Annotated in this window: 10 protein-coding genes; all 10 read left to right on the forward strand. The window is 65.8% G+C overall.

The window, feature by feature from the left end:
• Window positions 1-71: 71 nt before the first annotated feature.
• The 10 genes from LV28_RS34295 (at window position 72) to LV28_RS34340 (ending at window position 13,752) form a co-directional block, all read left to right on the forward strand.
• Window positions 72-1,412 (forward strand): CpaE/TadZ family protein, encoded by a 1,341-nt coding sequence (locus LV28_RS34295; protein ID WP_031627204.1) that lies wholly within the window; start codon window positions 72-74, stop codon window positions 1,410-1,412.
• A gap of 1 nt (window position 1,413) precedes the next feature.
• Window positions 1,414-2,784, forward strand: a complete 1,371-nt coding sequence (locus LV28_RS34300; RefSeq protein WP_023595652.1) for a TadA family conjugal transfer-associated ATPase — start codon at window positions 1,414-1,416, stop codon at window positions 2,782-2,784.
• The gene (locus LV28_RS34305; RefSeq protein WP_038617803.1) at window positions 2,781-3,725 is read left to right on the forward strand and encodes a type II secretion system F family protein; all 945 of its coding nucleotides are present in this window, start codon (window positions 2,781-2,783) and stop codon (window positions 3,723-3,725) included. The genes LV28_RS34300 and LV28_RS34305 overlap by 4 nt, the downstream gene beginning before the upstream one ends.
• A gap of 67 nt (window positions 3,726-3,792) precedes the next feature.
• Window positions 3,793-4,794 (forward strand): type II secretion system F family protein, encoded by a 1,002-nt coding sequence (locus LV28_RS34310; protein ID WP_438361528.1) that lies wholly within the window; start codon window positions 3,793-3,795, stop codon window positions 4,792-4,794.
• Window positions 4,791-5,963 carry a tetratricopeptide repeat protein gene (locus LV28_RS34315; protein ID WP_147291570.1) on the forward strand — a complete coding sequence of 391 codons (1,173 nt, stop codon included), beginning with the start codon at window positions 4,791-4,793 and terminating at the stop codon, window positions 5,961-5,963. Before LV28_RS34310 ends, LV28_RS34315 begins: the two co-directional genes overlap by 4 nt.
• Window positions 5,964-6,043: 80 nt before the next feature.
• Window positions 6,044-6,664 (forward strand): DUF3613 domain-containing protein, encoded by a 621-nt coding sequence (locus LV28_RS34320; protein WP_155765750.1) that lies wholly within the window; start codon window positions 6,044-6,046, stop codon window positions 6,662-6,664.
• A gap of 6 nt (window positions 6,665-6,670) precedes the next feature.
• Window positions 6,671-8,788, forward strand: a complete 2,118-nt coding sequence (locus LV28_RS34325) for a pilus assembly protein TadG-related protein (protein ID WP_023595657.1) — start codon at window positions 6,671-6,673, stop codon at window positions 8,786-8,788.
• A gap of 123 nt (window positions 8,789-8,911) precedes the next feature.
• Entirely contained in the window at window positions 8,912-10,327 is a 1,416-nt protein-coding gene (locus LV28_RS34330) for a sigma 54-interacting transcriptional regulator (RefSeq protein WP_023595658.1), read from the forward strand.
• A gap of 358 nt (window positions 10,328-10,685) precedes the next feature.
• The gene (locus LV28_RS34335) at window positions 10,686-11,429 is read left to right on the forward strand and encodes a DUF2968 domain-containing protein (protein WP_080685102.1); all 744 of its coding nucleotides are present in this window, start codon (window positions 10,686-10,688) and stop codon (window positions 11,427-11,429) included.
• 430 nt (window positions 11,430-11,859) lie between these two features.
• Window positions 11,860-13,752, forward strand: a complete 1,893-nt coding sequence (locus LV28_RS34340) for a potassium transporter Kup (RefSeq protein ID WP_023874600.1) — start codon at window positions 11,860-11,862, stop codon at window positions 13,750-13,752.
• Window positions 13,753-13,862: the final 110 nt, after the last annotated feature.

Raw genomic sequence — 13,862 nt, forward strand, 5'->3', positions numbered from 1 at the left:
CACCGTCGTCACGACGGGGCCGGGCGACGCGGGAGCCGCAGCGCTGCGCGCAAGCAGTAAGGAGTGCATAAATGAACGCACCGACGCGAATACTGGACACCATGACCGAGTTGCACCGTTTCCTCTTTTGCAGTGCGCATGCGGGCCACGGACAGTGGCTCTCGGCAGCGCTTCGCGAAGCGGGCGTGGTGCTGCAGGAAGCGGGGCGTCCGGCGCAATTGCAGCAGCGCATTGGCGATCTCGATCCGCAGGTCGTGCTGCTCGACTTTTCGGGCGAGCCGACCGGACACGCCGACGACGCGCCCGAAGGCGGCATCGCCCAGGCCGTCGAGCTCGCACAGATGCTCAAGCGCGTGGCGCCCAAGCTGCCGCTCGTGGCCGTGGGATCGATGGCTCGCGCCGACGGCATGAAGGCCGCGATTCGCGCCGGTGTGCACGATTTCATCGACGTGCACGCCACGCATGACGAGGCGCTCGAGGTGGTTCGTCGCGTGGTGGATCACACGCCGCCGCCGGGCCCGAGCGCTGCACAGCGCCACGGACGCTTCGTCGTTCTGCTGGGCGCACGTATCGGCGTGGGCTGCAGCACGCTCGCGGCGCATCTCTCGCAACTCGGGCAGGAGATGTCGGTCGGGTCCGTCGACGACAAGCCCGCCAGGCTCGCGAAAGCGGCGGCCGGCAAGGACGACAAGGTCGATACGTCGTTGCTGGGTCATGTCGCGCTGCTCGACCTCGGGTTGCCCTCCGGCGACGGGCTGCTGTACCTGAACACGCAAAGCCAGTTCAGTTTTGCCGAGGCGGTACAGAACCTGCGGCGCTTCGACGAGACGCTGGTGCACACCGCGCTCTCGCATGCGCCCAGCGGACTCGCGGTGCTGCCGTTGCCGCTTGACCTGGGCGACATGCGCAGCGTGGCGGCCGCCGACGCACTCGCGCTGACCGACCGTCTGCGCGCGTTCTTCGATCTGATCGTGGCAGATCTGGGAGGCTTCTCGAACCCGGCGTTCGTCGCGAGCCTCGTACGCGCGGCCGACGAGGTCTGGCTGGTGGTCGACCAGAGCGTGGGGGCGATCGTTTCGCTTGCGTCGATGTTGCGCGATCTCGAGGAAAAGGGCGTCGATCGCGGCCATTTGCATCTGGTGCTCAATCGCTACGACCCGCGCTATGGCATGGCGGCCGATCAGATCGCAAAGCGCTTCGATGTGCCGCTGCTCGCCACGTTGCCCGACCGCCCGCTGGCCATGCTCTCGGCGACCAACCAGGGCAAGCTGATTCTCGACACCGCGCGCGGCGATCCCTATGTGCGCGCTTTGCAACCGCTCGTCGAACGGCTGCTCTCGGCGCAGCATGCGAAGACCGCAGCGCACCGCCAGCCTTCGGGCTGGTTGGGGCGATTCATGGGAAAGCACTGATATGACCGACTCCATCGAATTCGCCGACGACAAGCGCGCGTTCGCCAACTCGCAGCAATTCCAGGACATCAAGAACGCGGCGCACGAACATCTGCTCGCGCGCATCGAGGAACTCGGCGCGGAGTTCGGGCGCTGGAGCCGTGGCGCGATCCAGCAATTCGTCGACCTCGAGATGGACGGCTTCGTGCGCCTGCGCCGCATTCCGATCAACGAGTCGGAGCTGCGCCAGATTTCCGACGCGCTCACCAAGGAACTCGCCGGTTTCGGTCCCATCGAGGATCTGCTGGCCGATCCGGCCGTGGAGGATATTCTCATCAACGGCTACAACGACGTGTACGTGTCGCGCAAGGGTGTGCTGGCCCGTGAAGCGCTGCGCTTCTCGGACAACCAGCACCTGTTGCGCATCGTACGCCGCATTCTCGCGCCCATCGGTCGTCGTCTGGACGAATCGAACCCGATGGTCGATGCGCGCCTGCCCGACGGCGGTCGTCTGAACGTGGTGATCGAGCCGCTTGCCGTGGACGGACCGGTCGTCTCGATCCGCAAGTTCCGCAAGGACCCGCTCAAGCCGTCGGACCTGCTCGCGCTCGGCAGCTTCAACGAAGAAATCTACGCGCTGCTCGAAGCGGCCGTGCGCTCTCGTTGCAACATTCTCGTGTCGGGGGGCACCAGCTCGGGCAAGACGTCGCTGCTCAACGCGCTTGCCAGTTTCATTCCGGCCACCGAGCGGGTCGTGACCGTGGAGGACACGGCCGAGCTCTCGCTCAATCACCCGCACGTGGTGCGCCTCGAGTCCCGCCAGGGCGGGTTCGACGGTTCGGGCGAAGTGACGATCCGCGACCTGATCCGCAACAGCTTGCGCATGCGCCCGGACCGGATCATCGTGGGTGAGGTGCGCGGCTCCGAAGTGCTGGAAATGATGCAGGCGATGAACACGGGCCACGAAGGCTCGATGGCGACGATTCACGCCAACTCGCCGCGCGAGTGTCTCTACCGCCTCGAAATGCTGGCGGGCTTCGCGGGCTTCCAGGGCAGCGAAAGCAGCCTGCGCCGGCAGATTACCAGCGCGCTGGATTTCATCGTGCAGATCGGGCGCCTGTCGAGCGGGCGACGCCGAATCTTGTCGATCACCGAAGTCACCGGTGTTTCGGATACGGTGATCTCGACGCAGGAACTGTATCGCCACGAGACGGTCGTGGGGCCCGACGGGGAAGAGAAAGATCGCTGGATTTCACTGGGGCTCCAGCCGCATTCGCCGAAGCTGCAACGCTACAGGGAGCACACGCGCAACGCGGCGGCTGCCGCCGCGCAGACCCAGGGCAACCCGCCGCCCGATTCCGGCGGCGGCGGATTCTTCGGACGCCGGCGATGAACGCCGTCGTGCTGTGGGCCGCATGTATCGCGCTGCTGCTGGTGGCGGCGGGGCTCGAGCTTTGGCGCCGCGCGCAACTGCGCGCCAAGGCGCAGGCGACGAGCGCGTTCATCGAGAGGCAGCTTGCCCAGACCGCCCCGCGCTTCGGTACCCCCGGCACACCCGGTGACGCCGGCGCGAACGGCGCGAGGCGCGCGCCCCGGCGCAAGTCATTGCCATGGGAGTTCTTCTTCGAGCGCGCGGGCGTGCAGCCTGATCCGACGTTCTACACGTTGCTCATCGCGCCGGGGCTGGCGCTGGTGCTGGGGTTCTGGCTCTGGCACGGGCCGCTCTCGGCGATCGTCATTCTCGTGATGTATGCCGTGGGCACCGTTCTGCGTTACTGGTTCAAGGCGGCGCGCCGGCATCGCAATATCGTGCGGCAATTGCCGGTGTTTCTCGACGGCATGGTGCGCATGCTCACGGTCGGCAACAGTTTGCCCGCCGCGTTTCAGACGGCTGCGGGCAATGCGGACATGCCACTGCGCGAACTGCTCGAGCGGGCGGTGCGGCAGGTGCAGGCGGGGGTCGATCTGGATGTGGCGCTCAAGCAGATCGCCCGCGTGTACCAGGTCGAGGAGATCTACCTGTTTGCGGCGGTCGTCGATCTCTCGACGCGCTTCGGCGGGCGCGCCGATCAGATTCTTGCGCGCATGGCGGGTTTCATGCGCGATCGCGAGCAGGCACAGGCCGAACTGTATGCGCTGTCGTCCGAGACCCGTCTGTCCGCCTGGGTGCTCGCGGCGCTGCCGATCATCGTGAGCGCGATGCTGATGCTGCTCAATCCACGATTCTTCGAGCCGATGTTCCAGGAGCCCTCGGGGCAGAAGTTGCTGGCCGTCGGCGTTGGGCTGGAAGTGCTGGGCGGCTTCTTGCTGTACCGGCTGGCCAAGTCGCTGTGAGCGGGCAAGGGTGACGTCCATGAACTTCTCGTCCCTGTCGAACCTGTCGGGCAATTCGCATCTGTGGATGATGCTCGGCGTGCTGATGGTCGCCGCCGGGCTGTTGCTGGCCGCCTCGGCCATCCTGTTGCGCGCCATGCGCCAGGGGCGCAACGAACGAATGATCGACCAGGTTCTCGCGAGCCGCCAGCAACAGGCGCTCGCCGCGCTGCGTGCGGCCAGCGCACCGCTCGGCCATCGGGCGCCGGGCGACGATGCCGCGACGGACCCCGGCGAGGCGGGCGAGGGCGTACGACGCGGCTGGCGTGCCGTCTTCGACCGCGCAGCGGCGCTCGGCAAGCAGTGGTCGGAGACGCGTCTGGGGCAGCACCTGATCGCCGCAGAGGATCGCCTGCTGCTCGCGCAGTGCGGCTGGGACAGCGTGCGCGCCAAATCGTTGTTCCTGTTCTCCCGCGTGGCGCTCGCCGTGGTACTGCCCCTGCTCGTGTGGCTCTGGTTTCCGGGCGGCGGCGGCCTGAGCACGATCGTGCGCCTGCTCGGCGCGGTCGGCGTCGGCCTGCTTGCGCCAAAGTTCTACGTGCAGCGCAAGGCGGCTGCGCGCCGTCGCGATCTGATCGAGGAACTGCCGCTGCTCATCGACCTGCTGCGCCTGCTCCAGGGCGTGGGGCTGTCGATGGACCAGAGCCTGTATGTGATGGTGTCGGATTTCCGCGAAGTGCTGCCGATCCTGTCGAAGGAGTTCGAGAACGCCAACCGGCAATATGCCTCGGGGCGCGGGCGCGAGGCGTCGATGGGCCGTTTGCGCGAGGTGTACGACAACGACGATCTGCGCGCGCTGGTGCGCCTGATCGTCCAGGTCGAGCAGCACGGCGGCGCCGTGCAGGAGCCGTTGCAACAGTTCAGCGACCGGTTGCGCGAGCAGCGTCGTCAGACGATGAAGGAGCGTATCGGCAAGCTCACCGTGAAGATGACTCTGGCGATGATGCTGACCCTCCTGCCCGCGCTGATGCTGGTGGTCGCCGGGCCGGCGTTGCTCTCGCTGACCAAATCCATGGAGGTCATGCAGTGAATCGACCCATTCCGACATCAGGACCGAACGCCCGTGAGGTGCGTCGGTCGATCGACATCGCAGGTATTGGCGACATCGACCCCGTGGTGCGCGTCGGGCCGGCTGCCGGCGTGCTCGCCCGTGCATTCGCGGGCGTCTCGCTTGCCGCGCTTGGCTTGTCGTTGCTCGCCGCATGTAGCGCCACGAATATCGGCGGGTACGGTGCACCGTCGGCCGCCGCGCTCATGCAAGCCCAGCAGAACGATGAAGAGAAGGCCAAGGCGGCCAGGCCCGACACTCGCGAGTTGTACCTCTCCATGATTCGGCAGATGCAGGAGCACGGTTCCTACTTCGCGTCGCTCGCGCACATCGACCAGTTCCGCATTCAGTATGGTGCTGCGCCGGATGTCGATCTGCTTCGCGCCGATGCGTTGCGCGAGACCGGCCAACCGGATGCGGCCGAGCAGGCTTACCGGGCATTGCTCGGCGGAACCGAATCGGCAGCGGCATGGCACGGTCTCGGTCTGGTGGCGGCGCAGCGCAAGGACTACGCGAGCGCGGCGCAGGCGCTTCGCGAGGCCGTGACGCGTGCGCCGACCGAAGCGTTCTATCTGAGCGACCTCGGCTTCGCCCTGTTGCGCAATGGCGAGACGAGCGCCGCGCGCGTGCCGCTCGCACAGGCGGCCGAATTGCGCCCCGACAACCGCAAGGTATTGAGCAATCTCGCCGTTTATCTCGTGGTGACCGGCGAGCGTGCGCGCGCCGAGGACATGATGACGCGCGCGAAAATGCCGCCGTCCACGCGAGAGGCCATCAACAAGCTTGCCGCCGATATCAAGGCGCACGCGAAGGCCAGACGGGCCGCGGCCGCGGCGGACGCAGCGCGCCTGGCCGCGCTCAAGGCCGCGTCGTTGAGCATGCTTGCGTCGGGTGCGTTGCCGGTCGCCGCCACTCGCGGCGCCGCCAACGACGCAGGCGCCACGATGGGCGACTCGGGTCCGGTGGTCGTGCAGCTGTCGCGCCCGGCGCAGGCACCGATGCAGCCCGCTACGGCAGCTACGGCAGCTACGCCTGCCACACCCGCCACGCCCGCGACGGGTGGCGCGGAAGCAAAACTCGCACGCGCGGCGGACGTCGCGCGCAGCGATATGCCGACATCGATGCTCGATCGTTTCGGGCGGTCTCAATGACGCCGCGGATCGTCCGTACCCGCGAGGCGACGAGCGACCCGCTCGGGAAACGAGTCACGCAAATTCAGGGAGAGGTGATCATGGCTGTCCAGACATCACAACGCGCCTCTGGCACCCGGCCGCCCCCCGCAATGCGGCTTGCGGTGGCCATGCTCGCGCTGTGGGCGGTTGAAGTCGTCGCGCAAATCAATCCGCCGATTACGGGGAGCATGGGCGGCACGGACGCTCGCGCCGTCGCGCCCACACAGGCGCAGTCCGCACCGGTCGCGCGACCGCAAGCGGTGCCGACAATAACAACGACCGGCGCGCCCGGTGCCGCGACGGCGGCAACGGCAACGGCAACGGCAACGGCAACGGCAACGGCAACGGCAACGGCCGGTGCGCCGCAGGCTTCGCCGATCCCGGCCAATGTCGTGCGCCGCACGACCCCGCTGCGCGTTGGCGAACATGCCGCGGACGGCATGCTCGGCGATGAAACGCAAGCGTTGCTGGCATTGCAGGCGAGCGGCATGGCCGCTGGCCCAGGCCTGCCGATGCTCGGCGCGACGACCACGCGGGCGTACAAGCGTTACCTCGACAGCTTCGCCTATCCGATTCCCGAATTCTTTTCGGCCGTGGTGCAAAACAACGGCGCCGGCGGTGGGAGCGGCGGTGGCGGGGTCGGGGGCGCAACGGCGACGGGGGCTGGCGCGAGCCAGTGAGGTGCCATGACAGTGCGTGCGCCCGTGCACCCAACGGATCGTGCGCTGCCGCCCGGCAGGCGGCAGCGCGGGTCGGTGCCGATCCTGGCCTTCGTCTTCGTGATCGTGGTGATGATTCTCGCGGTCGCCATCGACGCGGGCTTCGCGTTCATGAAACGGCGCGATCTGCAGCGCGCCGCCGACATGGCCGCGCTGGCCGGCGCGCAGACATTGCCCGGGTGCGCCAACGCAACGTCGTATGCCACCGCCGTGCAGAACAACGTCAATGCCAACATGGGAACCACCGCGACCGACTTGCAGGTGACTTCGGCGTGCGGTTTCTGGACCTCGCCCGCGGCGACGGCCAGCGGCCCGGGCACCTTCGTGGCGGCCACGTCCGCGAATGCATCGACCGGCAATGCGGTCTCGGTCACGCTTTTCCAGCAGGTGCCATCGTTCTTTCAACTGGCCGGAACCCGCACGATCACCGCCACGGCAACGGCGCGCAAGGCGCCGGCAGTGGTGACGTTCACCGTGGATTCCGGCTTGCTCGCGCTCAATACGGGCAACTCGGTGCTCGGTCCGTTGCTCACGTCGCTCGGCGTGAATGCCGCGGCGTATATCGCCAACGGACAGCAGCTCGTGGGTGCGACGATCACCCCGAGTGGCCTGCTGCAGGCGCTGGGCGTGCCGATTACCGGCGACGTCACCGTCGCATCGCTGCAGGGGCTGGCGACCGTGAAGAATCTTACGGTGGGCACGTTGCTGAGCGCTACCCAAACGGCGCTCGCCGCCCAAAGCGGTGCGCTTTCGGCGTCGGTCACGGCGCTCAACGGTGTGGTGAGCGCGCTGGCGGGGTCCAACGCACTGAGCCTGCCGGTGAATCTCTTCGGCACGGCCACCACGCCGGGCGTGTTCGCCAACATCGACATGGCCGGGGTGAGTGCCGCCAACGCGCTGACGGCCAATGTGAATGTGATGGACCTGATCTCGACGGCGATCATCGGTGGCAGCGGCACGAGCGCGATCTCGATCCCGTCGCTCTCGATTCTCGGCAATACGGTGAGCGCGAAGGCCAGCATCATTTCACCGCCGCAGTTGGGCATCGGTGGCGTGGGCGCCACGGCGAGCACGGCGCAGGTGCGCGTGTTTCTCCAGGTCAATACGCAGGCCAACGGCTTGCTGGGCGGCGTGCTCAACATCGCCGGCACCAGGCTGACCCTGCCGCTCACGGTCGAGCTCGCCCAGTCGACGGCGACCGTGACGGCCCTGCAATGCGGTGCGACCCCTTCGGCAACACTTCAGGAGACCTCGGGGCTCGTGAATCTGTGCGTGGGATCGGACGCATCCGGCAGCGTGCAGAACACGAGCGCCGCGAGTTGCACGACGGTGCTGACCAATCGCGTGCCGATCGCCACGCTGCTCGGGGCGATCACGGTCAACGGCAAGGTCAGCGCCTCGCTGGTGACCAGTACCACGCCGGCGCCGACCAAGACCTTTACCGGCCCGTTTCCGCAAACCTGGGGGCCGGTCGGCTCGACGGTGAACCTGAGCCAGATCGTGGGGGCGCTGCTCGGCGGCCTCACGGTGGACGTGGGCACGCAGCCGATCGGCAATTCGTCGGGCGCGAGTCTGAGCAATGTCACCAACGGGCTGCTCGGCGTCGTCCCCAATGCCGGACTGGGCATCACGACCGTGAACAATTACCTGAATACGGCGGCGTCGAACCTGCAAGCGACGCTCTCCAGCCTGAACACGACGCTGGGCGGCGTGCTCACGCTGAACGTCGGATCGATCGTCGGCGGCCTGACCGGCACGATCACCGGCTTGGTCAATACGGTAGGGAGTATTCTGGGCGGGCTGCTCGGCAACGTCGTCACCACGCTGGCCGACACAGGATGCAGCCTGAGTGGCAACCCGACGAGCTGTCGCGCGCAGTACATCAACGACAACAACATCATCAGCACGAGCAACCTCACGCCGGTGCTGACGAGCGTGCTCTACACGCTGCTCAACCCGCTGCTCGCGCCGTTGAGCGCCCTGATCAACAGCGCGCTGTCGGCGCTCGGCATCACGATCGGTACCACGACGGTGACCGTCGACAGCATCAACTGTCAGAACGGCCTCGTTCAACTGGTGTATTAGGGCAGGGCGACGACAATGGCCAATGGATCACGAACGCTGCCCTGACCCGGATTCGGCATCGGGCCGGACTACGGAACTTCACCATGCCGGACGCCGGGGGCGTTCGGCAAAACGCGGATCAGCATGAAAAGCAAGCCAGTACGTGAAGACCTCGACGTGTACGTGTGGGAAGGCAAGTCGGACATTGCCGACCGGGTGGCGCATTGCCTCGCGAGCTTCGACATGGAAGTCATTCGCGCCGACGGCATCGACCTGTCGCGCGAGCGCACCAGGGCGCGTCCGTCGATCGCCGTGGTCAGCGTGTCGGTCATTGAGGGGGCGTCGACCAACGCACAGGAGTGGCAGCTCGGTCACGGCATGCCCGTGATCTGGGTGGCCACGTCGCCGCGCGAGAACGATCCGCGCGTATATCCGCCCGAGTACAGCAATATCCTCACGCTCGACTTCACGGGCGCGGAGCTGCGCACGCTCATCTTCAAGCTCTCGGGCGCCATTGCCGACGCCGACCGCGCGCCCACGCCGGCCGATCCGCTCGTCGCGCGATCGAGCGCCATGCTCGGACTGCTCGCCGAGGTCGATGCGTTCGCCGATTGCGATTCCAACGTCCTTATTCACGGCGAAACCGGGGTAGGCAAGGAGCGCATTGCGCGCCTGCTGCACGACAAGCACAGTCACTACGGGCAGGGGCCGTTCGTGGCGGTGAACTGCGGCGCGATCCCGGACGGGCTCTTCGAGTCGCACTTCTTCGGCCACGCCAAGGGCGCGTTCACCGGAGCGCTCTATTCGCACAAGGGCTATTTCGAGCAGGCCAACGACGGCACGCTCTTTCTCGACGAAATCGGCGATCTGCCGCTGTATCAACAGGTCAAACTGCTGCGCGTGCTCGAAGACAGCGCGGTCACGCGCCTGGGCTCCGCACAGCCGGTCAAGCTCGATTTCCGGCTGGTGGCGGCGACCAACAAGAATCTCAAGTCGATGGTGCGCGACGAGCTGTTTCGCGCCGATCTGTTTTATCGGCTCGCGGTCATCGAACTGCATATCCCGAGCCTCGAAGAGCGCGGCGCCATCGACAAGCTGGCGGTCTTCACGGCGTACCTGGACAAGGTCGTCGGCAAGCTCGCCGGCGATGGCGATGGCGACGTCGCGGCGCAGGTGCCCGGGTGGCTTCGCGAACTGGTCGAAGGCGGTGTATTTCCCGGCAATGTGCGCGAAATGCGCAATATCGCCGAGCGCGTCGGCATCATCTACCGGCAACTCGGCGGCTGGGACGAGCGTCGCATCCGGCCGATCTTCGACGCGCTGGCGATCAGCCCGGCCACGCGCGGCGACGATACCGCGCGCGCCGGTGCTTCGGCCGATCGCGCTCGCTGGGACGCCACCGAACGGGCCCGTATCGTGGCGGCGCTCGATGCCAACGGCTGGCGCCGTCAGGACACCGCCAACGCGCTGGGCATTAGCCGCAAGGTGCTGTGGGAAAAAATGCGCAAATATCAGATCCTCGGCAACGACTCGGAGTTGGCCAGCGAGTACGAGGGGTAAGCGGGCGGACCGGGCACGGGGCACGGGGCACGGGGCATTTTCCGCGGCTTGCGTGGGCGCGTGCGCAATGTGTCGGCTTGTGACGGGATTTTTCCGACAAGCAGGTTCCGCTCGGAGGAACTCGCGCGTTCGCCGGAGTTGCGCGGTATCAACAGTTGAAATCGCGCCTGCACAATTCAGCATTCCCTGCTTGGAAGAGCGCCCCGCAATGGATAGAATTGGCGGCTATTGCGGGCGTGCGGTTATCATTCAACAAATACGCAGGTCTCAGATCCTCGGGACGGAGTCCGGGGTGGCGAATGAATGCGACGAATAAGGGTCGACAAACGATCCAGTCGATAACAGGAAAACAGATCAGATGAAAATCAGTGATTGCCGGGGGCGGTTTTGGTTAGGCGTGGGGGTGGCATGCCTGGCTGCGTGGGGAACGTCGGCAGGCGCCGCCGAACCGGTCAAGGATGTCACCGGCGCAACGCCTTCGCAACTGGCAGCGCCCGCCGCGCCTGCTGCGCCTGCTGCGCGTTCGCAGACCACGGCGCCGGCCGCCGCATCGGGGACCATCCAGGAACTGCGCGATCGCATCCAGAACAAGGAAGTCACCGAACTTCGCACCACATACAACGGCCGCTACGGGGCGAGCCTGTTGTTCTATCCGCAGACGATGGGTTACTACGTCGCCCTGTTTCACGAAGGCCAGTTCTGGCGTGCCGTCAAGCTGAACAACGAGAAGAAGGCCGAATCGCTGTACGCCGACTTCGTGCGCCAGACGCAAGTGCTCGCCGACGTGGAAATCCGCCGGATCAAGCTCGAAGCGCAGCGGGCCATGATGGAGCGCCAGTTGGCCGAGAGCGAAGCGCGCCTGAACGCCGTGCAGAGCGATCTGGCAATTCAGCGCCAGCAGGAACAGGCGCTGGCCCAGAATCAACAGGCCGTGCGTGAGCAGGCCTCGGCGCTGGAAACGGAACGCAACGCGGCGCGTATTCGCCTGACGGACCTCCAGGGCCAGATCCGCTCGCTCGAAGCCGAGCAGAACAGCGCAGATTCCGACCTCGTGCGCTCGGTCAAGGGGGCCGGCACGCGCAAGCCGGCACGTCGTCGCTGATTGCCGCCGATCGCCGCCGATCGCCGCCGCCTCGCCTGAGGCGGCGCGCTGACGGAGGGCCCCGACCGGCCCTGCGGCCCTTCGGAGGCAGCGGGCACCTCGCAGCAAAAGATAGCCGCCTTCGGGCGGCTTTTTCGTGGGCGCTACACGCATTTGCGGGGACTGTCGACTCACGAATCGCGCATGCCTGGGATATGTCGCGCATTTGCAACTCGAAATACGGGACTCCCCGCGCGGTCCCGCGCCGCCGAGACGCGGTAAAACCCTCGGCGTGCCGCACTGGTCATGGGGCGCGGCGCGAATTATCCTAGCGTGGCATGTCGCGCATTACCCCCGGAAATCCGCACCTGCCCGGACTGGCGAGGGAACCGGCGCCCAGTTAGAATAGCGCCCATTTTGTGCAGCGCAATAAAGCGATTACCCAAACCTTATGACGCAAAACATACGACACGGGCACCGCCCTCAGGCCATGCCCGCGCTCATGGTGGCGGCCATTGGCGTGGTCTTTGGCGATATCGGCACCAGCCCGCTCTATGCGCTCAAGGAATGTTTCGATCCGCAACACGGCATTCCGTTTAATCAACAAGCCGTGTTCGGCATCATCTCGCTGCTGTTCTGGGCACTGGTGATCGTCGTCTCCTTGAAGTACGTGTTGTTCGTGATGCGCGCGGACAACCGCGGCGAAGGCGGCGTGCTTGCGCTCATGGCGCTCAGCCTGCGCAGTGTGCGGGCGGGCAGCAAATGGGCCGCGGTGCTCATGATGCTCGGTATGTTCGGCGCTTGCATGTTCTACGGCGACGCGGTGATTACACCTGCGATTTCCGTGATGTCGGCCGTCGAAGGCCTGGAGATCGCCGCGCCGTCGCTTTCGCGCTTTGTGCTTCCCATCACGATCGTCATCCTGATCGTCCTGTTTTCGATGCAGAAGTCCGGCACGGCCAAGGTCGGCCGCCTGTTCGGGCCGGTGATGGTGACGTGGTTCGTGATTCTCGGCGTGCTCGGGGTCTACAACATCGTGGCCGCGCCCGAGATCGTCAAGGCGATCAATCCGTACTACGGCATTCATTTCATCCACACGCACGCGCTGCAGGCGTATATCGTGCTCGGCTCCGTGTTCCTGGTGCTCACGGGCGCGGAAGCCCTGTACGCCGACATGGGGCACTTCGGGATTCGTCCGATTCGCTTCGCCTGGTCGTTCCTCGTGTTTCCCGCGCTGGCATTGAACTATTTCGGTCAGGGTGCGCTGTTGCTGACGAACCCGAAGGCCATCGAGAATCCGTTCTTTCTGATGGCCCCGGACTGGGCGCTCATGCCGCTGGTGATCGTCGCGACCGCAGCGACCGTGATTGCATCGCAGGCGGTGATCTCGGGCGCGTTCTCGCTCACGAGCCAGGCCATTCAACTCGGCTACGTGCCCCGCATGAAGATCCTGCACACGTCCGATCGTGAGATCGGGCAGATCTATATGCCGGTGATCAATTGGGCGCTGCTGCTGGTCATCGTCTGGATCGTGTTGGCATTCAAGTCGTCCAGCAACCTGGCGGCGGCGTACGGTATCGCCGTGACCACGACCATGGTGATCACTACCGTGCTGGCCTGCGTCGTCATGGTGAAGGTCTGGAACTGGAACAAGTTTCTCGTCGCGCTGGTCATCACCGGCTTCCTGGTCGTCGACTTCGCGTTCTTCGGCGCCAACCTGATCAAGGTGGAAGAGGGCGGATGGTTGCCGCTGGCACTGGGCGCATTCCTGTTCTTCATGCTCATGACGTGGCACAAGGGACGTCAGTTGCTGCGCGAGCGCACCGCCGCCGACGGTATCCCGCTCGGCCCGTTCCTGCAGGGTCTGCTGGCGCACCCGCCGCACCGCGTGGCAGGCACGGCGATCTACCTGACCGGCGGCAATTCGCTCGTGCCGGTGAGCCTGCTCCATAACCTCAAGCACAACCGCATCCTTCACGAACGCACGATCTTCCTGACGTTCCGAACCGTCGACGTGCCGTACGTGGAAGATTCGACCCGTATCGAGGTCAAGGACCACACCGGCGGGCTGTTCAGCGTGGTAGCCACCTTCGGCTTCAACGAGACACCCGACGTGAAAGAGGTGCTGCATCTGCTCGAAGAGAAGACGGACATGCACTTCGAGTTGATGGATACGTCGTTCTTCCTCGCACGCGAGACCGTGGTCCCGACGAAGCTGCCGGGAATGTCGATCTGGCGCGAGCGCCTGTTCGCCTGGATGCATCAGAATGCGGCCAAGCCGACCGACTTCTTCAGCATTCCCGCGAACCGCGTGGTGGAGCTGGGCACGAAGATCGAGATCTGATGCGAAGGAGGCGAGCGGCGTAACACGCCGCGCGCAGTATCGAAAGCTGCCGGTGGAGCGAGGGCTCCGCCGGTTTTTTTTTGCACCTTCGGTTCGGGGGCGAGGCATCG

This window comes from Pandoraea pnomenusa, from assembly GCF_000767615.3.
Taxonomy (GTDB): domain Bacteria; phylum Pseudomonadota; class Gammaproteobacteria; order Burkholderiales; family Burkholderiaceae; genus Pandoraea; species Pandoraea pnomenusa.